The organism is Rhizobium pantanalense, assembly GCF_030182525.1.
Classification (GTDB): domain Bacteria; phylum Pseudomonadota; class Alphaproteobacteria; order Rhizobiales; family Rhizobiaceae; genus Rhizobium.
This window is the reverse complement of the sequence record NZ_JAQJCH010000012.1, coordinates 255,740-279,128: the sequence shown is the minus strand read 5'-3', so window position 1 is coordinate 279,128 and position 23,389 is coordinate 255,740. Positions and strand designations below refer to the sequence as shown.

At 59.2% G+C, this 23,389-nt stretch carries 22 protein-coding genes and 1 pseudogene; 7 read left to right on the top strand and 16 right to left on the bottom strand.

Annotated features, from left to right (window positions below):
- Nucleotides 1-326 precede the first annotated feature (326 nt).
- Nucleotides 327-1,886, top strand: coding sequence for a glycosyltransferase family 39 protein (locus tag PH558_RS27770; protein ID WP_285207773.1), 1,560 nt, complete (start codon nt 327-329; stop codon nt 1,884-1,886).
- Nucleotides 1,887-1,957: 71 nt separating this feature from the next.
- On the opposite strand, the gene PH558_RS27765 is transcribed toward PH558_RS27770, so the two are convergent.
- From PH558_RS27765 to PH558_RS27720, 10 genes and pseudogenes are all read right to left on the bottom strand, one after another.
- Nucleotides 1,958-2,578: a YdeI/OmpD-associated family protein gene (locus tag PH558_RS27765; RefSeq protein WP_285207772.1), complete on the bottom strand. Its 621-nt coding sequence runs from the start codon at nt 2,576-2,578 to the stop codon at nt 1,958-1,960.
- A 114-nt stretch (nt 2,579-2,692) separates the two neighbouring features.
- Complete coding sequence (locus tag PH558_RS27760; protein ID WP_095438363.1) at nt 2,693-3,124, bottom strand: SRPBCC family protein; 432 nt, start codon at nt 3,122-3,124, stop codon at nt 2,693-2,695.
- A pseudogene (locus PH558_RS27755) lies at nt 3,119-3,436 on the bottom strand (ArsR/SmtB family transcription factor); the annotation flags it as partial. The pseudogene PH558_RS27755 and the gene PH558_RS27760, both read right to left, overlap by 6 nt.
- A gap of 84 nt (nt 3,437-3,520) precedes the next feature.
- Nucleotides 3,521-4,318, bottom strand: a complete 798-nt coding sequence (locus PH558_RS27750; RefSeq protein ID WP_285207771.1) for a glycerophosphodiester phosphodiesterase — start codon at nt 4,316-4,318, stop codon at nt 3,521-3,523.
- 36 nt (nt 4,319-4,354) lie between these two features.
- A complete protein-coding gene (locus PH558_RS27745) occupies nt 4,355-5,245 on the bottom strand; it encodes an ABC transporter permease (RefSeq protein ID WP_483314197.1) in 891 nt (296 codons plus the stop codon).
- A gap of 25 nt (nt 5,246-5,270) precedes the next feature.
- The gene (locus PH558_RS27740) at nt 5,271-6,197 is read right to left on the bottom strand and encodes an ABC transporter permease (protein ID WP_285207769.1); all 927 of its coding nucleotides are present in this window, start codon (nt 6,195-6,197) and stop codon (nt 5,271-5,273) included.
- Nucleotides 6,198-6,208: 11 nt separating this feature from the next.
- Nucleotides 6,209-7,072: an ATP-binding cassette domain-containing protein gene (locus PH558_RS27735; protein ID WP_285207768.1), complete on the bottom strand. Its 864-nt coding sequence runs from the start codon at nt 7,070-7,072 to the stop codon at nt 6,209-6,211.
- On the bottom strand, nt 7,065-8,033 hold the full coding sequence (locus PH558_RS27730; protein WP_285207767.1) for an ABC transporter ATP-binding protein: 969 nt from the start codon (nt 8,031-8,033) through the stop codon (nt 7,065-7,067). The genes PH558_RS27735 and PH558_RS27730 overlap by 8 nt, the downstream gene beginning before the upstream one ends.
- An 11-nt stretch (nt 8,034-8,044) precedes the next feature.
- Nucleotides 8,045-9,652 (bottom strand): ABC transporter substrate-binding protein, encoded by a 1,608-nt coding sequence (locus PH558_RS27725; RefSeq protein WP_285207766.1) that lies wholly within the window; start codon nt 9,650-9,652, stop codon nt 8,045-8,047.
- Nucleotides 9,653-9,746: 94 nt separating this feature from the next.
- Nucleotides 9,747-10,793, bottom strand: coding sequence for a LacI family DNA-binding transcriptional regulator (locus PH558_RS27720; protein ID WP_285207765.1), 1,047 nt, complete (start codon nt 10,791-10,793; stop codon nt 9,747-9,749).
- A 360-nt stretch (nt 10,794-11,153) separates the two neighbouring features.
- Between PH558_RS27720 and PH558_RS27715 the strand changes: the two genes are divergently transcribed.
- Nucleotides 11,154-12,887, top strand: coding sequence for a phospholipase D-like domain-containing protein (locus PH558_RS27715; protein WP_285207764.1), 1,734 nt, complete (start codon nt 11,154-11,156; stop codon nt 12,885-12,887).
- Between the two features lie 729 nt (nt 12,888-13,616).
- Here PH558_RS27715 and PH558_RS27710 read toward each other — a convergent pair.
- Entirely contained in the window at nt 13,617-15,257 is a 1,641-nt protein-coding gene (locus PH558_RS27710; RefSeq protein ID WP_095438371.1) for an FAD-binding dehydrogenase, read from the bottom strand.
- Between the two features lie 713 nt (nt 15,258-15,970).
- Between PH558_RS27710 and PH558_RS27705 the strand changes: the two genes are divergently transcribed.
- The gene (locus tag PH558_RS27705; RefSeq protein WP_095438373.1) at nt 15,971-16,348 is read left to right on the top strand and encodes a hypothetical protein; all 378 of its coding nucleotides are present in this window, start codon (nt 15,971-15,973) and stop codon (nt 16,346-16,348) included.
- Nucleotides 16,349-16,384: 36 nt separating this feature from the next.
- Here PH558_RS27705 and PH558_RS27700 read toward each other — a convergent pair whose 3' ends face one another.
- Nucleotides 16,385-16,963 (bottom strand): TetR/AcrR family transcriptional regulator, encoded by a 579-nt coding sequence (locus PH558_RS27700; protein ID WP_244575435.1) that lies wholly within the window; start codon nt 16,961-16,963, stop codon nt 16,385-16,387.
- A 60-nt stretch (nt 16,964-17,023) separates the two neighbouring features.
- Here PH558_RS27700 and PH558_RS27695 point away from each other — a divergent pair, with 60 nt between their 5' ends.
- The 3 genes from PH558_RS27695 (at nt 17,024) to PH558_RS27685 (ending at nt 21,394) form a co-directional block, all read left to right on the top strand.
- Entirely contained in the window at nt 17,024-17,722 is a 699-nt protein-coding gene (locus PH558_RS27695; protein WP_285207763.1) for a DUF4336 domain-containing protein, read from the top strand.
- 104 nt (nt 17,723-17,826) lie between these two features.
- Nucleotides 17,827-18,999 carry an acetate/propionate family kinase gene (locus PH558_RS27690; protein WP_285207762.1) on the top strand — a complete coding sequence of 391 codons (1,173 nt, stop codon included), beginning with the start codon at nt 17,827-17,829 and terminating at the stop codon, nt 18,997-18,999.
- A gap of 19 nt (nt 19,000-19,018) precedes the next feature.
- Nucleotides 19,019-21,394, top strand: coding sequence for a phosphoketolase family protein (locus tag PH558_RS27685; RefSeq protein WP_285207761.1), 2,376 nt, complete (start codon nt 19,019-19,021; stop codon nt 21,392-21,394).
- 54 nt (nt 21,395-21,448) lie between these two features.
- Here PH558_RS27685 and PH558_RS27680 read toward each other — a convergent pair whose 3' ends face one another.
- The 3 genes from PH558_RS27680 to PH558_RS27670 are packed head-to-tail and all read right to left on the bottom strand — an operon-like array spanning nt 21,449 to nt 22,365.
- Nucleotides 21,449-21,637, bottom strand: coding sequence for a DUF3008 family protein (locus PH558_RS27680; RefSeq protein ID WP_285207760.1), 189 nt, complete (start codon nt 21,635-21,637; stop codon nt 21,449-21,451).
- A gap of 39 nt (nt 21,638-21,676) precedes the next feature.
- Nucleotides 21,677-21,847 (bottom strand): hypothetical protein, encoded by a 171-nt coding sequence (locus PH558_RS27675; protein WP_168192622.1) that lies wholly within the window; start codon nt 21,845-21,847, stop codon nt 21,677-21,679.
- 56 nt (nt 21,848-21,903) lie between these two features.
- Nucleotides 21,904-22,365: a YbhB/YbcL family Raf kinase inhibitor-like protein gene (locus tag PH558_RS27670; protein WP_113409663.1), complete on the bottom strand. Its 462-nt coding sequence runs from the start codon at nt 22,363-22,365 to the stop codon at nt 21,904-21,906.
- Nucleotides 22,366-22,507: 142 nt separating this feature from the next.
- Between PH558_RS27670 and PH558_RS27665 the strand changes: the two genes are divergently transcribed.
- Complete coding sequence (locus PH558_RS27665; RefSeq protein ID WP_095438961.1) at nt 22,508-22,765, top strand: DUF2934 domain-containing protein; 258 nt, start codon at nt 22,508-22,510, stop codon at nt 22,763-22,765.
- A gap of 111 nt (nt 22,766-22,876) precedes the next feature.
- On the opposite strand, the gene PH558_RS27660 is transcribed toward PH558_RS27665, so the two are convergent.
- Nucleotides 22,877-23,233: a hypothetical protein gene (locus tag PH558_RS27660; protein WP_285207759.1), complete on the bottom strand. Its 357-nt coding sequence runs from the start codon at nt 23,231-23,233 to the stop codon at nt 22,877-22,879.
- Nucleotides 23,234-23,389: the final 156 nt, after the last annotated feature.

Sequence of the window (23,389 nt, the reverse complement as noted above, 5' to 3'; positions counted from 1 at the left end):
ATACATTCGGTATGTTTGACAACAAGTTCGATGCGGATTAAGGCAGCAACTGGAAAAAAATTCTTGTTCGCACGTGCCGCGGCATTCATATTCCTGCAGCCACAGGCGGTTATCTGACCAGGCGGTTCGCCAGCGTCATACGGGAGCGCTGTACGCGAAGAACGACGAGGATGCTTTGACGACCTGGCTACCCAAGGAATAATATCTGGTAAATCAGATCTGCCCTCGAGATGCCGCCCCCTGAAATCTTACTGAAAACGATTGTGTCGCCGCGACATCTATGAGATGGCGCCCGCGACGATAGTGGCAATCGCTGGGAGAACCGGATGAACCTTCTGGGAAAAGACAGGCTTGCGAGTGCGCATCAGCAGGCTGAGTCCATCGACAGCAGCTCATGCTGCGAATATTCGTGGGTACCGGGGAGCCTAGCCATATATTTCATCGTCCAGGCAGCCATCCGCATCGCCATCTCCAACTCGCTGCGGATCGACGAAGCACAGCAGTTTCTCGTCGGCCAATGGCTCGCCTGGGGATATGACGCCCAGCCGCCGCTCTACAACTGGATTCAGTACGGCATCTTCGAAATCTTCGGCACGAGCGTTGCATCGCTCGTCATCGTGAAGAATCTCCTGCTTTTCCTCGTCTATCTCGCCTATTACAAGCTTCTGCGATTGCTTGTGACCGACAAAAGCCTGGCGGCGGTCGGGACGCTATCGCTCCTGACGATGCCACAGATGTTTTGGCAGGCGCAGAGAGACCTGACGCATACGGTCGGCACCCTGCTTGCGGTGCTCATGCTCATCTACTTCGTCGTTGCAACCATTCGTCGCCCGACGCTCGTCTCCTATGCGCTGATCGGCCTTTGGGCCGGACTTGGCATGCTGACGAAATACAATTTCGCTCTGGTGATCATCAGCGTCCTCGTCGCGACCTTCTTTCATCCAGTTGGACGAAAAAGGCTCATCGACTGGCGCCTTCTGCTGACATTGGCAATCGCCGTTCTCGTGTTCCTGCCGCACGCCATATGGATGGTGTCCAACATGGACCGGGTCCTGGCAACGACGGTCCACACCATGTCGGAGCAAGGCGCCGGCGGAAAACTTTCCGACATCGGTTTCGGACTTCTGGAGCTAATAAAGACGAGCGTCGCCATCATTGCTCCCACCAGCGTGATCTTTCTGCTGTTCTTCCGTCAATCATTCCTGCGTTCGCTGCGGGCCAGAAGCGAATGGAGCGATTTCGCCGGAAGGATACTTTCAAGCACCGTCGCGATCCTGCTGGTCTTGATACTGGTGATCACGCTTACGGAGTTTCGCGACCGCTGGCTGCTCCCCTTCCTGTTTCTGCTACCGGCCTACTTCTGTCTGAAGCTCGATGCCGCGGGACAGCAAAGCCAAGCCGATATAAAGAAATTCCTTTATGTACCCATCGTCATGATGATTGCGCTGCCGCTGATCATAGCCGGAGGTGTCCTTTTTGCGCGGTTTTTCCATTCTTATGAGCATTTGAACGCGCCCTACGCCACCTTCGTGGACAAAGTCGTCACCGTAGAAGGAAAACAACCCTCGGCAGTCGTGACGACGACCTGGCTCAAGGCCGGCAATCTGCGTGTGAACATGCCGCACACATCGATCATATCGACGGAATATCCTGCGTCGGATTTAAGCCGGCAAGCCATAGGAGACGGACCGGTCCTGCTGGTCTGGAACGAGCGGGACGGACATCAATCAACCATGCCGAATGCACTGCAGCAATGGCTCACATCGAAATTCGGAACGGCGGCGGAGCTGCCGCCGCAACAGGACGTCGCCCTTCCATATTACTATGGCAGGGAGCCGGATCGCTATCATTTTGGCTATGCTTGGTATTATCCCAAGCCCAACTGACTTGGGATTGCGCAGCCATTCGATCTCATCGGTGGATGGGACGATCGAGAAGCAGGAGGGATTAACGTCGGCTACCGCTCCAGCGCGCCCTTTCCGGCGAGAATATGATTGCGAAACTTCGCAATTCGCGCAGTCCGTGTTTCGGACTTCTTCACGGAACCGAGGTTGATCACGTAGCTTTTCTTTCGCCCCGGTGTCAGATCATGGAAAGCCTCCGCCAATTCGGGATCGGAATCCAGCGCCTCAATCAGCTCGTCAGGCAATTCGATATCGCTCACCTCTTTCGCCGGCTTAAGGCCGGCCTCCGCGTATCCCATCGCCTCCTTCAGATAGGCTCGGATGATGGGCGCCATCTTCGCCACGGCGGCATTGCTCACGAAGCGGATCATATCGGCATGCCGGGTATTCTGCCCTTGCTTTTCGAGCACGCCTTCCGCGTCTTTCATGAGTGCCGCGTTGAAGAAAGTGAGGCGAAAATCACCGCGAAAGGCGCCGATGATGACGATGTTGCGCCCTTCGTGCATGTAACATGGATGGGCCCATTTCACCGTCTCGACGAGCCCCGCCTCTAGACAGATCCGGCGCAGTTCGTTCAGACCGTCTATCCATTGCCTCGTCGAACAGTCCGGTGTCGCAAAGCGTTCACAGCGTCCGCATCCCTTGGTAAAGAAGTCCTCGATATCGGTAATCATGTCCTCATCCACTTCATATTCCGGCTATCTGCAACATCCACACTGTCAGCTTGGTGAAAGTAAGCGGCCGGACATGCTCGCATGATCGTATCCCGGGCTTGCGAGCAATGGGTCTCACTTCACTTCTATCAGCACCTGTTCAAGTCTTTCGAGGAACTGCCGCCATCCCACCTGGGCACCGCCATAGGCCTGCTTCTGGTCCGGTCGGAAGCCGATCTGCTCCATGCGCAGATGCGTTCCCTTGTCCGTTTGCGTGAGCGTGAAGGTCACAACGCTCCTCAGATCGAAAGCCGGATCATCATGTGCGAAATTCCATCGATAGGACAGCCTGGCCTCCGGCTCCACGACGAGCACTTCGCAATCCAGGACGCCGCCCCAGTCGCCACGAAAGCTGAACCGGTGTCCCAGGACGGGAACGAAGTCGTTCTTCATCAGCCACTCTGCGATCAGATGCGGCTGTGTGAGTGCGCGCCAGACCTTTGCCCGCGGATGCGCAATTTCGCGCTCAACCACGACAGCGCGTACCTCGCCCGATGCCGCGTTCATCCGATCGAGCAAATTTTCGAGATCATCGAACTTGTCTTCCCAGAAACCGGCCATTTCGCTCGTCCAGTCACGCAACGGCGCAAGAGCGTTTCGTTGTGCGCTATAGTGCGTCTGGCGTCCTTCATGCCGGTCGCATACCAGCCCCGCCTGTTTCAGAACGGCGAGATGCTTTGAAACGCCTGGCTGGGAGACACCGGCATAAGCCGTAAGTGCGACGACGGTCTGATCGCCGTCACGACACAATCGCTCGAATATCGCCCGCCGCGTCGGATCGGCGAGCGCTCGGAAAATGGGATCATGGGCGTTTGCCATACCAATTCATAACTCTTTGGCTATTGATTAGATCAATAGCTGACGGGCTATGAATAAGTCAAGCGCCTATCGGCGGCGCTATTCTCAGGCGCTCGTGCTCAGCATGCAGAGGAAATCCACATCGTCGCCGATAAGGGCATCGACCAGCCGATCCCTGACGCAGCTGCGGATCATGGGAAGCAGGTCGCGGCCACCCTGCCAGAACATGGCAAGCTTTTCCGGCAGCGGCAGGCTCAGACGCACGGCAATGCCGGCTTCCTGCAGCGCTTCGGCATCGACGCGATGAAAGCGGTTCAGTTCCAGCGACACGCCATCAATGCCGCCGGCGCGCATCGAGGCGACGATGTCCACGGGGCGATGGTGGAGGATTGCTTCCGTCTGCAGGCGCGGTTCGAGCTCTTTCACCCGCCGCAGATCTATATGATCAAAGGAGGATATGGCGACATGGTCGAACGCGTCGAGCTCTCGCAGCGTATCGATCATGATATCGATGAGGCGATCGGCACGCTCCGGTTCCTTCATTTCGATCGCTAGGCGGGTATCCGTTTGCTTGGCCCACAGCAGGGTATCGGCAAGCGTCGGCATGCGGGTTCCGGCGAACCGGGGATCGAATCTCGCGCCGGCATCGAGCGAAAGAATGTGCTGGAGATCATAATCGGCAACGAAGCCGAAGCCGTTGGTCGTGCGATCAAGCGTTCTGTCGTGGATCACGACGATCTGGTCGTCGCGCGTCAGCATGAGATCGATTTCGCACTCGTTGGCGCCTGCGTTCACACCCGCCTGGAAGGCGAGAATGGTGTTTTCCGGGAAGCGCCGGCTGAAGCCGCGATGAGCAGCGATGCGGAGCGAACCATGACGAGCGGCGTGAAGGGGCAAAGGCAATGCAAGTCTCCTTGGAGTCGGTTCTTTAGGGGCAACCTAGTGAAGTGTCGGATCGAGAACGTCGCGCAGATAGTCGCCGATCAGGCTGATCAACAGCGACAGGATGAAGATCACGATACCCGGCAGGATCGCGATCCACCATTCGGTCATCACATAGTCTCGGCCCGCGCCGACCATGCTGCCGAGGCTGACGAGCGGCGGCTGGATGCCGAGGCCGAGAAAGCTCAGCGCCGATTCCTGCAAAAGGATTTCCGGCAGGACGATCGTCAGGTTAACGAGGACGACGGAGAGAATGTTGGGCAAGACGTGCAGGAAGGCGATGCGCCCTGTTCCTGCACCATTTCGTCTCAGCGCCGCGACATAGCCCCGCTCGAGCTCCAGCCCGGCCATGGTTCGAACCAACCGCGCGTAACGCTCCCAGCCATAGAGGCCGAGCAATGCCATGAAAAGCCAGAGATTGTCGCCGAAGAAGGCGAGAACGGCGAGCGCGATGATCAGGAACGGCATCGACGCCTGAAAATCCACGGCGACACGGATCAGCATATCGGCAAATCCGCGGCCGAAAGCGGCAAGCAGCCCGAGCACAGTGCCGAGCGCAAGGCTGATCGCCGAAGCGCCGAGCGCGATCAGCAAGCTGGTACGCAAGCCGTAGAAGATGCGGCTTAGAATGTCCCGCCCAAGCTCGTCGGTGCCGAGAATGTGCGTGAACGAGCCGCCGAACAGGATCGGCGGCGCCTTGCGGGCATGAAGATCGATCTGCGCAAAGCCGTGAGGCGCAAGCACATTGGCAAAGATCGCAACCGTGATGAAAGTCATGAGGATAATGGCGCAAATGGCCGTCATCAGATCGAACCGAAGCCTGGGTCGAAAAGATCGCTCCGATCTGGTTTTGGGGGAAGCATCGGCGCCGGTCGCTGCATTCGCCATGGCTGATACCTTTCAAGGCGGCCGATCAGGCCGATACGCGATGCCGCAGACGCGGATCGGCGAGAATGTAGAGACAATCGATGAGGAGATTGGCAGTCACCATCGTCGCCGTGATGAGCAGCACGATGGTCTGCACGATGTTCAGATCGCGCTGCGCCACGGAGGAGACGAGAAAGCGGCCGACACCCGGCCAGGCGTAGACGCTCTCGACCACGGCCGCGCCGCCGATCATGCCGCCGACGAGGAAGCCGAGCATGGTCAGAAGCGGCAAGGCCGCATTCGGCATGACATGCCGCCACAGAAGAGCACTTTCGCCGATGCGCTTGGCGCGCGCTGCCAATATGAAGCGCTGGCCCAGCACTTCCAGTACGCTCGAGCGGACGAAGCGGGCGATGATGCCGGCATTGTAAAGACCAATGACCAGAACGGGCATGACGAGATGCGCCATCGTCGATCCCCCGCCGCTCGGCAAGATCCGCAAGGAGACGGCGAAAAGCTGGATGAGCAGAATGGCGATCAGGAAATTCGGCAGCGAATGCATCAGCACCGCAAGCGCCATGACAAAGCGGTCGATCAGGCCGCCGCGGTTACGTGCAGCTAGAATACCGAAGGGCACGCCGGCGCCGAACGCCAATACGAGGGCAGCGCCCATCAATTCCAGCGTTGCCGGGACTTTCGACAGAACCAGCGCCAGGGCATCCTGTCCATTCAATAGCGACGTGCCGAAATCGCCGCGCAGGAGATGGCCGAGATAGGCGAAATACTGGATGTAAAGTGGCTGATCGAGACCCCATTGCTGCCGCATCAGCGCCACGACTTCCGGCGGCGTCTCAATGGGCAACAGCGAATGCAGCGGGTCACCGCTGACGCGCAGAATGACGAAGGTGAAGGTCATCGCCAGGAACAAGGTCACAAGCGCTCGTAGAAACGCCCGCAGGATGGATTGAAGCATTGCGTGTTCCTTCAGAGCGTTTCAAGCATGGCCGCTGTCTGCCGTGCCCTGCCGCGCCGCCCGCGAGGAACAGCCGACAGGAGCTTAGCGGTATAGGGGTGGACAGGGTTCGCGAAGATATCCTCCGTGGGACCGGTTTCCGCGATCTGTCCCGCCTCCATGATCGCGACGCGATGCGAGACATGACGGACCACGCGGACGTCGTGGCTGATGAAAAGCAGCGACAGGCCCCGCGCCCGCTGTAATTCGAGCAGGAGGTTTAGCACCTGCGCCTGCACGGAAACGTCGAGCGCCGAGACCGGCTCGTCGCACAGCAGAATTTGTGGTTCGACCACTAGGGCACGAGCAATGGCGACGCGCTGGCGCTGACCGCCGGAGAGCTGATGGGGAAATTTCTGCAAGGCGGAGACCGGCAGGCTGACAGCTTTAAACGCTTCCGCCGCACGATCGAGCCTGCTTGCTGGATAGCCTATGCCGTGGATCGTGAGCGTTTCCATCATCTGATGACCGACGCTCCGGCGCGGATCAAGCGCGCCCATCGTATCCTGCGAAATGACCTGCAGATGTTTTGCCAGACCACGCCGGTTCGGCTTCATCAGGTTTTTGAAAGGCTGATCGAATAGCGTGATTTCGCCTGATGTCGGCTCACGATCGCCGCAGAGCAGCGAGGCAAGCGTGGACTTGCCGCAACCCGATTCACCGACAAGCCCTAGAGTCTCGCCGGGCCTCAATTCCAGGCTCACATCCTTGATCGCACGAAATGCCTTCGCGCGTCCCGGCCAAAGGGAAAAGCCCGGAGCGTAGGAAAATTGCAGATCGCGGGCGGCAAGTGCAGTTCCCATCTCTGAATTGGCGGCGATTTGCTTCTCAGGCATCATGGACACTCCATGGATTGAAGCAGGCAAGGGCTGCCGTACCCGCAATCAACGGCGGAACCATCGTCGCGCAGTTCGGCTCCGCCCGCGGACAACGGGGCGCAAAGGCGCAGGCCTGCGGCAGGTCGTCATGCAATTTCAGTTCGCCGGGGATGTCCGCAAGCCTCTCCAGCGGCCTGCCGCGTCCGGGCATGGCCTCCAGCAGCAGGCGCGTATAGGGATGGCGCGGATTGTCGTAGAGATCGTCCGTGCGATTGATCTCGACCAGCGACCCCGCATACATGACGGCGATACGGTCGCAGACCTCCGAGACGAGATCTAGGTCGTGGCTTATGAAGATCATGGGGATGCCACGCTCGCGCACCGCCTTGACCAGAAGAGCGACAACCTGCGCCTGCACGGTGACATCAAGTGCCGTCGTCGGCTCGTCGGCGATGATCAGTCGCGGCTGCATGGCGAGCGCCGTGGCAATCATGACGCGCTGGCACATGCCGCCGGAAAATTGCGCGGGAAAGGCATTGTAGCGCGTCTCGGGTTGCGGAATGGCAACCTCGGCCAGAAGCCGGAGCGCTTCGTCCCTGGCCTCCCTTGCCGACATGCCGGCGCTGACAGCCGCCTCGGCGATCTGGGAGCCGATCGTGCGGACGGGATCGAGGCAGGAAACGGGCTCCTGAAAAATCAGCCCGATCGGCGGCAGCTTCACTCTTGACCGTGGACCGAGCTCGGCCGCATCATACATGGCATCCTGAAAGGAAATATAGCCCGTGGCATTGGCGCTTGGCCCGAGAAGACCCGCGAGTGCAAGACAGGTGAGGCTCTTTCCCGAACCGCTCTCGCCAACGATGCCGAGGATCTCACCCTCGGCAAGGTCGAAAGACACGTTGTTGACCGGATGAAACCGTCCGGCGCCCGTTGTGAACGAGACACTCAGATTGTCGACGGAAAGAAGGGGAACGCCCATCGCGTCGAAGCTCAGCTCTTCTGCTCTTCGAAAGAAAGGCTGCCGGCACCGAGATCCATCTGGAAGGCCGGTAGAGGCTGCCACTTGATACCCTTGCGGATGCCGAAGAAGACAGCGTTCTGATGCAGGACGGTGACGCCCGGATCTTCCCATTCGATCAGATGCAGCATGTCGCGGAAGATCTTGGCGCGGTCGGCCGGATCGACAGCCTGCTCCATCTTGGCGCCGAGCGCATCGAAATCGGCATTCTGCCAGATCTTGAACGAGCTCAGATTGCCGGCGGAGCTGAACTGCGTGAAGAAGGAGATATAGGGGTCGGGAACCTGGCCGGTGCTCGACCAGTTGCCGGTCGCGCGGGTCGGCGAGTTGTCAAACAGCTTGCCCGATTCGACGAATTTCATCTTGGCATTGACGCCGACAGCTTGCCACATGGCGACAACGGCCTGCGTCACCGGGTTTTCCGCCGTGTAGTAATTGTTCTGCGAGCGGATCTCGATCTCCTCGCCATTATAGCCGGCATCCTTCAGGAGCTGCATCGCGCGATCGGGATCGTACTGATAGGCCGGATAATCCTTGAGATAGACGGGACCGTAGAGCTCGAATTGCAGCCCGTTCGGCACCTTCGTGCGGCCGTTCCAGATCGTGTCGACAATCGCCTGGCGATCGATGGCGAGGATGAGTGCCTGGCGCACGCGCGGGTCCTTCAGCGCCGGATTGTTCTTGTCGAAGAACAGAATGCGATTGTTCGGAACCGGACCGCCGACGATCTCGTGATCGGCGCTCGCGGTGACGACCGAAAGCTGGTCGGGCGGCAGGTCCGTCGCAATGTCGTAGTCGCCGGCCAGCAGGCCCGCGATGCGTGAAGAAACCTCCGGCACGATGCGCAAGGTCACGCGCTTGGCCGCCGGCTTGCCGCGATAGGCCTGATCGTGCGCGGCGAGAACGACGCTCTCATTGGCCGTATAGCTTTCGACCTTATAGGGGCCGGCGCCGACCGGCTTCTGCCGCCAAGTCGTCCAGTTGCCGCCGTTTTTCTGCCAGGCATCCTTGCTGATGACAACGGCCGCATAGGATGCAAGGCGCTGCAGGAAGATCGGGTCCTGGAACTTGGTGACGAAGCGGACCGTCAGCGGATCGACCACCTCGACATGGTCGAGGCTGGTGAAATTGGTGCGATAGGTCGGATAACCCGGTGCGTCCTTGTTCAGGAGCCGCTCGGGTCCGAAGGAGAAGGCGACATCCTCGGCGCTCATCTCGCGGCCGTCATGGAAGATCACGCCGGGACGCAGCTTCATTTCGAGCACGGTCGGTGAAATCCAGGTCCAGGACGTCGCGAGATTGGGCTTCACCGAGAAATCGCCGCGCATGTCGAGCGCGAGCACCGTCTCGTGGATGGAAAAGTTATTGCGGAAGGCGACGTTGCTGGCGGCATCGACGGGCTCCTGCGACACCGGATTCATCTGAACGGCGATGCGCAGTTCAGGCCTTTTGTCGGTGCTCTCATCAGCCGAGGCCGACAACGCCGGGACAAAAGCCGAGAGGCCGGCCGCGGCTCCCATCAGAAGGGTTGTGCGGCGGGTAACCGGGCTGTTGAAGCCGCTGGGCAGGTAATCGGACATCGACACACTTTCCTGTTAAAGCAATTTAAAAATCGCTGCACAAACGTTTGCGCATATAAAATACGACCACTTGCGTTCAAGATCGTCTTTTCTTTTACGCAAGGGAAAGTGGCCGCAAGCTAGGCGAGCTCGATGACGCACGTATGACAAGTTCGGGAATAACGAACCGGATCGGACGCTTTTCAACGCGCAGATCCGCCGGAAGATTTGAAAGCTCAATCAGAAGATCAAGCGATGCTTCACACAGTGCATCCGTCGGCTGTGCGACGGTCGTCAGAGGCGGGGCCCAATAGGCGGTATCGGGTACGTTGTCATAGCCGACGACGGAAATATCGGCGGGGATCCGAAGGCCGAGATCGCGCAGGAAGGCGACGACTTCGATCGCAAGCCCGTCGCTGCCGCAGATCAGCGCCGTCGGGCATTGCGGCGATGCCAAGAGATCCGCAAAGAGCCTGCGGTCGCGCTCGCCCTTCTCAAAGGAAATGACGTCGCCGAAAATCAAGCCCGCTCTGCCGGCAACGGCCTCCTGGAATATCGACAGGCGATCACGAAGAGCGCTGCGGCTGATGCGGTAGACGAAGGAGATGCGGCGGTGTCCGAGCTCCACCAAGTGATCGAACAGCAGTCTTATGCCCTGCCGGTCGTCGGTGAGAACCGCGGGAAGTGGCCCTGTCAGCCCCGCGCCGAGCGTCACATGTGCCTTACCCATGAGATCAAGGTGATCGCAGAGCGCCTGCTGGCCCGGAAGGTCGCTGACCATGATGACGCCATCGAAAAAATCCTGCTGAAACAGGCGCAGCTGGCCGGCGATCTCGCCGGCCTCCGCCTTGGCCTGCGCCACCAGCAGTTCCACGCCACGGCGCTGTGCCACGATTTGGAGGCGGCTTGTCAGATGCGGCTGATAATGGCCCGACAGGCTGTTGACGATCGCCCCGAACACACCGGTCCTATGTGTTCTGAGCGACGTTGCCAGACGGTTGACAACATAGCCGAGGCTGCTTGCCGCCGCCCTGACACGATCCTGCGTCTCCAGGCTGATGCGGCTATCAGCCTGGCCGTTCAGGACGCGGGATACGGTGGTCGCGGACACGCCAGCCAGCCGGGCGACGTCCAGAATGCCGATTCTTTTGGGTGCTTTCATACGGTCTGCCGAAATTTTTCGCGCCGCGCCCCACCGGCGCCAGGAGATCCGGAACTCTTGCCGCACTTGCCTCGATACGCAAGATCACATTTCGACTTCGAGAGAAATTTTCATAGGCTGCTATGGATCACTCGTTCCACGGCTGCTGCAAAGACTGCTAAATCAGGATGGCATTGCGCCGTCCTTAAGATGCCCAGAGCAATTCATGAGATCGTCACGGCCGTGACGCAAAGTAGGATGGAGCCACTCAACTGGCTAGACCACCAGACGCGCCTGATTAAGGCTTCGCGGTCAGGTATCGGCGCAAATCCGCTACGCCGCAATGAGAGGAACAGAAGCAGCCATCCAGGGAGAGGTACAATGAACATAAGTCTGATCGTGCATCCCGGTGTCGATAGTGCTCTTATCGCCTGGCGCAGTGACTTCATCGACCAGTGCCGTGGCTTTGCCTTGCGGCGGAAGATCAAGCGGGCGCCCGGAAGCCCGCAAAGTCCCAACACGGTCTTGGATGTCGACGCCGATGGATATCACGAGGAGATCGTCGCGAGCTGGGTCGGCTTCGCCGACGGAGCGGCCGTCGAGGAAGGCACGCGCAAGCCGACCACGGAATGGCCGATCCAGAAATATCTGTGGTCCGATTTCGCCGTCAATCCGGGCGATGTCGTCGCCTACAAGGTCTCCGCCATGGTCGGACCCGAGACGGCATTGCAGGAATCGGCCGATCACGTATCGGATTGGAGCGATGCCATGCAGATCGGAGCCGAAACCAGCGGCCATGTCAGCTGCTATTTCAACCGGGGCATCGTCGCCAGCCAGTGGCTTGCGCGCGTGTTGCCCGAAGAGGCCCCCACCACTAAACTCAAGAAGGCGATCGCCGATCCGGAAGACCCGATCCGCCGATTTCTAGCAGGGCCGATCCGCGACAAGCTGGTATCGCTCCTCAATGATATCAGGTCGAACAGCGGTCATATCTATGCCGCCCTGTTCGAGCTGGACGATCCAGAACTCATACCACTGCTGCAGGGGTTCAAGAAACGCGCCCATATCGTGCTGGGCAATGGCAGCGTCAAGAAAAAGGGAGAGGACGAAAACGAAGACGCCCGATCCGACCTGTCTTCGTGCGATATCAGGGATCGCATGAGCGCGCCGCGGGCATTGGCGCACAATAAGTTCCTCGTCATCTGCAGCGCCGACAAATCGCCGCAAGCCGTATGGACCGGCAGCACGAACTGGACAATGACCGGCCTTTGCACGCAGGCCAACAATGCGCTTCTCATCGACAACCCGGCCGTCGCGCAATTCTATCTTGATCAGTGGAAGACGCTTGCCGCCGATGGCAACGATTCTCCGCCCGCACTCTATCAAAGCAATGCCGAGCCTAGAACAACGCCGAAAGCGAAAAACACGACGGTCTGGTTCACGCCAATGCGCGAAGGTCTCGATCTCGAACAGGCAGGCGAGCTGATCCGTGGTGCTCAGCAGGGCATTCTGTTCGCCATGTTCAATCCGGGTCCTCGCGGCACGCTTCTCAACGACATCATCGAGCTTGCGTCTCCGTCGAGCCCTTCGTTCAAGCCCGATCTCTACATCCAGGGCGTAGTCAACCAGAATCCCGGCACGGCGAAAAACCCTGTCGTGCTGTTCAACAGAGGTGAACGGATCGACGCCAATGCCGACGTCGTCCTGCCCGCCGCGATCCCCGGCCGTTTCGCCTATTGGCAGAAGGAAGTTCTGAAGCTGCCGACGGCCCACGCCATGGTCCATAGCAAGGTGGTCATCGTCGATCCATATGGTCCCAATCCCGTCGTCATGACCGGCTCCCACAATATGGGCCCGAAGGCCAGCGGCGTGAACGACGAGAACCTGGTGATCATCACCGGCAACGGCGATCTTGCCAGCCAATATGCCGGCAAGATCATGGAGATCTATGCCCAGTATCGCTGGCGGCAATCCGTTCAGAAACAGGGCGGCGCGCCCAAGTGGACCGGTCTTGCCAATGATGACAACTGGCAGATCAAATCGCCGGATCAACCCTATGACAAGCGTCGCATACGCGAGCTCGACTTCTGGTTCGGCAAAAATGACAGCGTCTGATGCCTGCCCCGCATCGCATAGAGGTCGATCCGGGATCGCAGAAAATCTGCTGTGATCCTCATTGCGGGCATGGCTCGACTTGCTTGTGCATGTGTAATGCCAACGCAATCTTCGGCTTCTAGTGGCTTGGCAACAATCTGGATCCCCGAATGTTGCCTCGCTGCCCTTCTCCCCTGCTTCTCTTTGTCAGCGCTTTGGCGCTTACAGTGTGGGCTTCCGTCGTCGTCAAAACCCATATGGACGGGTCAAGCGAGATGGTTGGGCAATATCACGGGCCACTCGCTGGCGTGCCTCGCCCCATCCACGACGGGCAGTTCACTTCAAGGCACGAGATTGCCGGCAACGCCGAGCCGCTCCGCTTCGGTCGCGAGTTCCGCCAGGCTTCGTCCCTACATGACGATGGCAGCTCGCCCGCAACGCCCGGCTATTTCGAAAGGGCGAGGATCCTTCTATACCTTCTGCGTTCGCGCCATTGGCGAAAAGCGGCTGCTAGCGAACCTTGTCAAGCCGACTGCCCGGCATGAATAATCTCCCATTTGCCCTTCCTCGCCACCAGGGCTTCCAGCCGTCCATTCGGGTAGGTTAAATAAACCTCTGGTAGATGCTATGACTTACTCTACCGGCTTGGACGCCACCCCCGAGCCGGTCATTACAGCGTCCGACGAGACTGCATGCCCTCGCAGTGTCGTCGGACACCCTCCCCTAAGAAGACCACCCATTTCGATCGGTTCATGCTGCTCGTCCCGCTTTGCGGCCGGAGAAAATGCATCCTCCGAGGAATGTACCCTCCAGCGCATTGTAACCGTGATATCCGCCGCCGCCAAAGCCTGCCGCCTCGCCGCAGGCATACAATCCTGGTATGGGCGCGCCGCTTTGCCCAAGCGCCTGGCTATCCAGATCGGTCTCCAGCCCGCCCAGGGATTTTCGTGTAAGAATGTTGAGGCGCACTGCAATCAATGGGCCGGCCTTCGCATCCAATATGCGATGCGGTGGGGCCGTGCGCATGAATCGATCGCCGAGATAGCCGCGCGCCTGTCTCAACGCAACGATCTGAGCATCCTTGGCAAAAGGATTGTCCAACTCGCGATCACGGGCTTCGATCTGGGAACGCAGATGGGCAAGGTCGAGCGGGTGGTCGCCGATACGGTTCATGCCGGCGACCAGTTCTTCCAGGGTTTCAGCAACGATGAAATCCCGGCCCTTCGCCTTGAAGACTTCCACCGGCGGCGGAGCCGACCGCCCCAAGCGGCTGCGCAGAAGAAGCCGGATATCACGTCCGGTGAGGTCCGGATTCTGTTCGGAGCCCGAAAGGGCAAACTCCTTCTTGACAATCTTCTGCGTGGTGACGAACCAGCTGTAACTATGGCCGAGCTTGCAGATGTGCTGCAGCGTCGCAAGACTGTCGAAGCCCGGCAGGCAAGGTGCCGGCATGCGATTGCCATTGGCATCGAACCATAGGGAGGACGGGCCTGGCAGGATGCGGATACCGTGGTTCGGCCAAATCGGGTCCCAGTTGGCAATGCCTTCGGTATAGTGCCACATCCGGTCGCCATTGATCGGCCGCGCGCCGGCCACCTCGGCATGACCGATCATCAAGCCATCCACGTGATGAGGCACGCCGCTCAGCATCCGCTCCGGGGGTGCGCCAAGACGTTCAACGGGCCAGGCACGGCGAACCAGTTCCGGATTGCCGCCGATGCCGCCGCTTGCCACGATCACGGCACCCTCAATGCGGAAGTCCCCCACGACATCACGGTTCGATTGCTGGCCACGGGAGATACTATCCTCCGCCAGAAGCTCGCCTTCCACGCCGGTTATGCCATTGCGATCGCCGATCAGCCGCGTCACCCGCCGACGGAACAACAGCTCGATTTTGCCTTCCTTCTCTGCCGCCAAAACCCGCTTTAGGAATGGCTCGAGAACGCCGGGACCCGTGCCCCAGGTGAGATGGAAGCGCGGCACGGAATTGCCATGTCCGTCGGCAAGGGCTCCGCCACGTTCTGCCCAGCCGACGACCGGAAACCAGCGCATGCCGAGCCCACGCAGCCAGCTGCGCATCTCGCCGGCGGCAAAATTGAGATAGGCATCCGCCCAGGCACGCGGCCAGAAATCCTCAGCCCGGTCGAAACCCGCCGCCCCCAGCCAATCCTGACGAGCGAGATCGAGACTGTCGCGAATACGCATGCGCCTCTGTTCCGGCGTATCGATCATGAACAGGCCGCCGAGCGACCAGAAGGCCTGACCACCGAGATTTGCGCGCGGCTCCTGATCGATAAGGATCACCCGTTTTCGGCGCTCTATCAGCTCGCAAGCGGCAACAAGGCCCGAGAGGCCGGCTCCGACGATGACGACATCTGCACGATCGCTCATTCGTTCTCCCCCCAGCGAATAGCACATTCAATTGGAAGTTTAATGAAGCTTACGTAAAAGTAAAATGGATACCGGAGCTGACGAGCATCAGGAATCGATCCACCGAGCTTGCATCTCGTCTCCACGAAACCTGCACAATATTCATGTTGTCTTCCGATGCCGACAGCGACCAATCGCCCATTTTGTTCATGCGGCAGCCGCTATCGACACAAAAGGCCCCCTCGGCAGGCATGGGCCTCCGATGGAACGGGGATGTAACGAACGACTTCGAGAGTCCCTAAGGGAAACATCATGTATAATCAGAAGACGCCCACGCTTATCGATTGGCTTTCGATGTTGGCACGTCTGGCACCGATCATCATGGTCTACCTGTGACTGACATTCCTTCGTTTCATCCTAGGCATGTCTTTTTTGTCGCGCTCGCTGCGCTGATGTATCATTTGCTTGACGTGGAACCCAACTTTTCGGCGCATGACTCTTCTCAACAAGTGGCTCCACTTACTCGCGAGCGGTAATCTTTACGTTCGAAGTAGAGAACTCGCCCCATTGTCGAGCCAGGATGCGTCCCTTCGGACAACGAAAGCCTGGGTCTTACAATTGACTGGGAGAAGGAAATCACGACAGAGTGCGTCTCCACGGCCTTCTCCATCGCATCGGCTTGCCTGACATCGGAAAAGGCGCACCCGATTGCTTAACAGGAGAGAGCAACAGCCATGGGCAAGCTTCCCGATATGACGAAACACCGCGGCTTTCCTTCCGGAATGCCGGGCACGGGCGTGCAATTCACCATTCGCCGTGCGAACCCGAAAGGCGTGACGCCGATCAAAAAGCTGCCGCGCCGCGCGCGGCCGGGAACACAGGAACACCGGATCGACGCCGCATTCCTGCACGCGCTTTGGCACCATTTCGGAGCCGAACCCTTCGAGCGCGGCAATCTCGATGCCGCTCGGCTGAACCTCCTGTTCGGGCGCGAAGTCCTGCCAGCCGATAAGGACTTCGATCCGCTCTCCTACGAAGCCATGCTTGTGATCAACGAGAAAGTGGCGCGCGAAAGCTTCCCCGAAGCGTTCGAAGACGTGATGGAGGTCTGACGCCACGCGGATGCGTGGCGAGCCTCGTGAGGGCCGTCAACTTAAGGGCTGCGCAGCCGAGCCGATACCTTCGACAAGGATGCGGACAATGCGCTTGATTTCCAGCCCGCTGAACGATCCCGTCGACAGTGCCGTCAGCATGGATTGCCCAAAAACGCCGAGCAGGACAAGGGTCATGAAATTGGGATCCTCGTCCTTGCGAATGATCCCTTGGCGCTGGCCAAGAGCCAGAATGTCCCTCACAAGCCCCTGAAACGAAGGCCGACCGGACGGCGGGTCGAGCGATGGCCGTTCGGCGGGACTGAGAGCAAGCCTTGCAAGCGACGGATTGGCAAGGCACCAGCCTGCGCTGTCGAAAAGTACCAGTTCCAGCAGGGACAGGACATTCTCGTTTGCCGCCATTCTCACGCGATAGCCGGCATCCTGTGCTTCGACCAGTGCGATCAGGCAGAGAGCGATCTCCTCTTTCGAGCGAAAAAGATTGTAGACTGTCTTGCGCGTCAGGCCGGCACGGCCAGCTATTTCCTCAATCGAGGTCTCGGCGAATCCAAGTTCCCTGAAAGCCGCGTCCGCGGCATCAAGGATGAGTTTCCTCGATCGTTCCCTACGCTTCATGATTGTCATTTTTATACAATAGTGTAATTTTACACGAGTGTAAATAAATCGGATGCTGTCATGTTGAAGGAATTCGGCCCCGATATCTGGACTGCCGATGGCCCGGTCGTAACGGCCGCAGCGGGATTTCACTATCCCACGCGCATGGCCGTCATCCGACTGCGCAACCACGATTTGGTCCTCTGGTCGCCGGTGAAGCTCTCGAGCGACCTTCGCTTCGCGATCGAAGCGTTGGGCGTCGTGCGACACCTCGTGCCGCCGAACTCGCTGCATCACACATGGCTTGCCGAATGGCGGGAAGCTTTTCCCGAAGCGAAAATCTATGCGCCGCCCGGCTTGCGGGAGAAACGTAGGGATATCGCTTTTGATGAGGACCTTCGCCGTGACACGCCGTTTTCTGCCTGGACGGGAGAGATCGATATCGCCATCATCGAGGGAAACCGGATAACGACGGAAGCCGTTCTCTTTCACCACCGCAGCGAGACGGCGATCTTTGCCGATCTCCTCCAGCAGTTTCCGCAGGAGTGGTTCAGGGGCTGGCGAGGTCTCGTCGCCCGGCTCGATCTCATGGTGGCGCCGGAACCATCCGTGCCCCGCAAATTTCGCATCGCATTCACCGATCGCCGGGTCGCCCGCACAGCGCTCGACCATATTTTGGCCTGGCCCACGAAAAAGGTTCTGATGGCGCACGGAACCCCGATCATCGCGAATGGTCAGGCATTTCTTCGGCACGCATTTCGCTGGCTTGCCAATGAATGACAGCCTCGTTGGCGAGAAAGAGCAGCATGCGACGGTATGCACGGTTGCCTCCGCAGGCGAACGCACTAACTTGCGGTAGTCGACACTCTTCATTTGAGGCTGACATGTCCGACGATGTCTTGCTGACATTCAATGCCGGCTCCTCGACCTTGAAAATCGGGGTCTTCGAGCTGGCGACCGATGGGCCAAGGAATGTCGGCCGCGGCAAGATCGATTTCGATCAAAGCCCATTGATGCTCCGCTATTCCATAGGCAAAGATCAATACGAGAAGGCGATCCGGGGCGATAATAGCGGGCAGTTCGTCTCCGTCATATCCGAAACGCTGGATCATTTGCTGGCTCACCTTCCCGGCAGGCTCCGGGCGGTTGCCCATCGTGTCGTCCACGGCGGCATGGTGTTTCAAGAGGCTATCCTCTTGGATGACGCTGCGATCGAGCGGATCGAGAAGCTAGTACCCCTAGCACCCCTGCACCAGCCCCAGGCCCTGCGCGCCATTCGGTCCATGAAAACGCTGCGTCCGGACGTTCTTCAGACCGCCTCCTTCGACACGGCCTTTCATTCGTCGCAAGCCGACGTCGTGCGACGGCTGGCGATACCGCGCGCCATGCATGACGACGGAGTGCGCCGCTACGGCTTTCACGGGCTCTCTTACAAATACATCGCCGCGAAGCTTCGAGAGATCGATCGGCAAACAGCGAAGGGCAAGGTCGTCGCCTGTCATCTCGGCAGCGGCGCCAGCCTGTGTGCGATGGAAAACGGCATCAGCCGCGACACGAGCATGGGTTTCTCAGCACTCGACGGCATCCCGATGGCGACGCGCCCCGGCTGGCTGGATCCGGGCGCCCTGCTCTACCTCATGAGGACAGGAATGTCGCAGGCCGAACGGATAGAGGACTTCCTCTACCATCAATGCGGCCTGCTCGGCGTCTCCGGCATCAGCGGCGACACACGGGTTCTGCTCGATGACGAGAGCCCGGAAGCGGCCGAAGCCATTGATCTGTTCTGCCTTCGCATCTCAGGCGAAATCGGGCGGCTATGCGCCACGCTCGGCGGTCTCGACGCCATCGTCTTCACCGCGGGCATCGGTGAGAACCAGCCGCAGATCAGGACGCGCGTCGCACAAAGGTTGCAGTGGCTCGGTATCGAGATCGATGAAAATGCAAACAGCAGCAATTTGACCTCGGTCAACGCGGCATCCAGCCGCGTGAAGCTGTTCGTGATCCCGACCGACGAGGAACGGGTGATCGCAGAAGAGGCCGTTGCCCTGATCGCTTGACGAAAACGAGGAGATGCAGATGAATGCCGTTACCACACCGCTTTCGCCCGAAGACCTCGCATTGATCGACCGTTACTGGAAGGCGGCTAATTATCTGTCGGTCGGCCAGATCTATCTGATGGACAATCCGCTGCTGCGCGAACCGCTGAAACCGCAGCATATCAAGCCGAGGCTGCTCGGCCACTGGGGCACGACGCCGGGATTGAACTTCATCTATGCCCATCTCAACCGCATCATCAAGGCGCGCGATCTCGACGTCATCTATATATGTGGCCCCGGCCATGGCGGCCCCGGTATGGTCGCCAACACCTATCTCGAGGGTACCTATAGCGAGATCTATCCGGATATCTCCGAGACGACGGAGGGGATACAGAGGCTATTCAAGCAGTTTTCCTTCCCAGGCGGCATTCCGAGCCACGCCGCACCAGAGACGCCCGGTTCCATCCATGAGGGCGGCGAGCTCGGCTATGCGCTTGTGCATGCCTATGGCGCTGCCTTCGACAATCCCGATCTGATCGTTGCCTGCGTCGTCGGCGATGGCGAGGCCGAAACCGGACCTCTGGCGGCAAGCTGGCATTCCAACAAGTTCCTCAATCCGGCGCGTGACGGCGCAGTCCTACCGATCCTCCACCTCAACGGCTACAAGATCGCCAATCCGACAATCCTCGGCCGTGAAAGCGACGACGATCTCCGCGAGCTGTTCTCGGGCTATGGCTACGAACCCTTCTTCGTCGAGGGACATGAACCATCCGCCATGCATCAGGCGATGGCCGGCACGTTTGACCAAGTGTTCGACCGCATCCGCGACATACAAAAAAACGCGCGCGAAAAGACGTCGTCCGAAGCCATGCCGCGCTGGCCTATGATCGTGCTGCGAAGCCCGAAAGGCTGGACCGGCCCCAGGCAAGTCGATGGCAAGAAGGTCGAAGGCTTCTGGCGGGCACATCAGGTGCCGGTCGCCAACTGCCGAGGCGACGAGGATCATCGCAAGATCCTGGAAGACTGGATGCGCAGCTATGATCCGGATGACCTTTTCGATCATAGCGGGCGGCTGAAGGAGGAGCTGCGGGCGCTTGCGCCCGGTGGCCAAAAACGCATGGGCGCCAGTCCCCACGCCAATGGCGGTCTGCTGCGCAAGGAGCTTTCGGTTCCCCCCATTGAGGACTATGCCATAGAGATCGGCGAGCGCGGCAGCAGGCAGGTGCAATCCACCGAAATCCTGGGGCACTACTTGCGCGACACGCTGAAGCTCAATGATGCCAAGCAGAATTTCCGCATCTTCGGTCCCGACGAGACGGAATCGAACCGGCTCGGCAGCGTCTTCGAAGCCACGGATCGGGTCTGGATGGAGGCGATCGAGGATTACGATGTCCATCTGTCCCGCGACGGGCGGGTGATGGAGGTGCTGAGCGAACATCTATGTCAGGGCTGGCTGGAAGGATATTTGCTCACCGGTCGGCATGGGCTTTTTTCGTGCTATGAAGCCTTCATCCATATCGTCGATTCCATGTTCAACCAGCATGCCAAATGGCTGAAGGTTTCGCGCGAATTGCCGTGGCGCGAACCGATTTCGTCGCTGAACTATTTGTTGACGTCGCATGTCTGGCGGCAGGATCATAACGGCTTTTCCCACCAGGATCCGGGCTTCGTCGATCTCGTCGCCAACAAGAAGGCCGATATCGTGCGCATCTATCTGCCGCCGGACGCCAATACGCTGCTGTGGGTGGGCGATCATTGCCTCAGGACCTATGACCGGATCAACGTCATCGTTGCCGGCAAGCAGCCGGAATCGCAGTGGCTCAGCATCGATGAAGCGGCCGCTCATTGTAAAGCCGGCGTCGGCATCTGGGATTGGGCGAGCTACGAGGACAACACCATCGCCCCCGACGTCGTGATGGCCTGCGCCGGCGATGTTCCTACCATGGAGACGCTTGCCGCCGTCATGCTGCTGCACGAGGCGATCCCCGATCTCAAGATCCGCACGGTCAATGTGGTCGATCTCCTGGCTCTGCAGGACCCGCAACAGCATCCGCACGGCCTTGATCATCAGGCCTTCGACCAGATCTTCACGACCGATAAACCGGTGATCTTCGCCTATCACGGCTATCCCTACCTGATCCACCGCCTCACCTACCGGCGCACCAACCATGACAATATCCATGTTCGCGGCTTTATCGAGGAGGGCACCACAACGACGCCATTTGACATGACCGTGCTGAACGAGCTCGACCGCTACCATCTCGCCTTGGAGGCGATCAACCGTATTACCGGCCTATCGGCAAAGGTACCGGAGGTCGTGGATGGCCTGAAGGCAAAGCTCAGCAAACACCGCGATTACGTCCGCCTGCACGGCGAGGATATGCCGGAGGTTCGCGACTGGCGATGGAAACGATAGAACTGGACCGACATCGACAGCAAGCCGGAAATACCGCTTTGCAGCGGCCAAACCTCAGGATTTGGACGCGTGCTGCGGCTTTCCCTTTTGCTTGGTTGAGGCCATGTCGTGAAGCTCCTTTTCGCTCATCGAGTCGACCATGCTTTTCGACGCACCCTTCAGTTCGCTCTTCTTTTTTTCGCCACGTTTGGCGGCGAGCGCCGCACCCGCGGCCATTTGCTGTGATTTCGATTTTGCTGGCATGATGATGTCTCCTTTGGATCAGGTTGAAATTTTGGTGGCTTAGCCAGCGAAACGCACCAGCAGGATCACGAGGACTACGGCGGCAAGCCCACCGATGAACACCAGACGCTGCCACCGTCGCTTCAGGATGATCTCGCCTTGACGGGCATCTTCTGCGGAAAACGTGCGCGGTTCCTGCTTGTGCGAACCGTCTTGGTCCCTTTTGCTCATCGCAACCATCCCTCGGCGGTTGGAACCGCCGATCGTGTCAGCTTGCAAAGCGTGGCTTACGATTGGTAGCTGCCAGTAAGGCTTGCCTCTGCAAGCATGTGTTTCTTCACTTTCTGCCACATGGCTTCCGCGCCAGCAGCTTCGGGAAGCGTCATCCGCGGTACATCGAGCGCGGCAAGGCGGAAAACGTACCGATGCGGCGGATCGCCTGCCGGAGGACGCGGACCGTCGTAGCGGGCATTGCCAAAATCATTCTTGTAGAAACGCAGCGCCTGCTCCTGCATCGCATCCACGTTTTCAACCAAGCCGGTCCATTCCGCCGGAATATTGGCGATGCCGCAATGGCGGAATGTTCCCGCCGGCGCATCCGGATCCTCAATGATCAAGGCGAAGCTTTGGGTCCCTTTGGGAGCGCCGCCCCAGGCAAGCGGCGGAAATATATTTTCCCCATCCAGCGCGTATTTGCTCGGTATCGGCGCATTCTCAGCAAAGGCCTTGCTGATCAACGTCAAAGCCATTCGATCCTCCTCTTGCTGTCATGGATTCATGAGCCTGTGAAGTTCTGAACTTAAGGTGGAACACATCAGAATCATTATTGTTCCCCATAGGGAACATTCGCACTCATCCGCAGTTGTGGGAGCGTCCATGAAGGAGGAAAAAATGACGGACGAACGGTTCGAGTGGATCAGCAAGAGGGCCTACGCCATCTGGGAAGCAGCCGGCCGCCCCTGGGGCTGCAGCCACCATCACTGGGAACAGGCGGCCAAGGAGCGCGAGATCATGGAGAGAACGCGAGCCTCCGCCGACGGCGAAGAGGTGCTCGCGAGATTTCGACGGACGACTGTAATACGTCCATCCGCGAACGATGCTCAGGAGAGCGGGGAAGATACACTCTCCGACGACAGACGTGTCGGATAACTTCCAGTCATCGGCAGTTCCAGAGCCGTTCCGCTCCCAAATCCGGTCCCCTCACAGAGGAGCGGACATCCGCAACGCACATTCATCCCCCAAATCTCGGAAGCCTGCGTGCTAATTCTGCGTTCCGTCGCGATTTGGTTGGGCCGGTGTGCTCTTCGTTCCCTGCTGATTGTTCTCCGTTCGATCGGTTGGAGCGGGCTGAATGGATTGCCCTGCCGGCGGCGTATTGTCTATCGTGCCCGTCTGCGGCTGCCCGCTGGAGGAACTTATTGTCGGCGCCGGGTTCTGCGGTTTGTTGGGTTCGATATAACGACCCCAAACTTCAACGCCGGCCCATACGATTGCCGCCAGAACCAATGCCGCGATCAAGATGGTAGACAGGTGCGTACCACGCACGCCCTGGCGGGCCTCGGTCGCGGACAATTGCTTCTTCTGATCCTGGGGCTTCTTCGGTTCCTCGAATGCCATGGCAAGCCTCCATCTCTACAAATTCCATATGGACCTAACAGAGACGTCGAAAGATGGTTCCATCGAGGAGCACCCGCATCCGATCGGCATTAAACCGGAACAATGCGCTAAGCCCGGCGTTAGCCCAACGAGGCTACAGATCGTGCCAAGCGGACG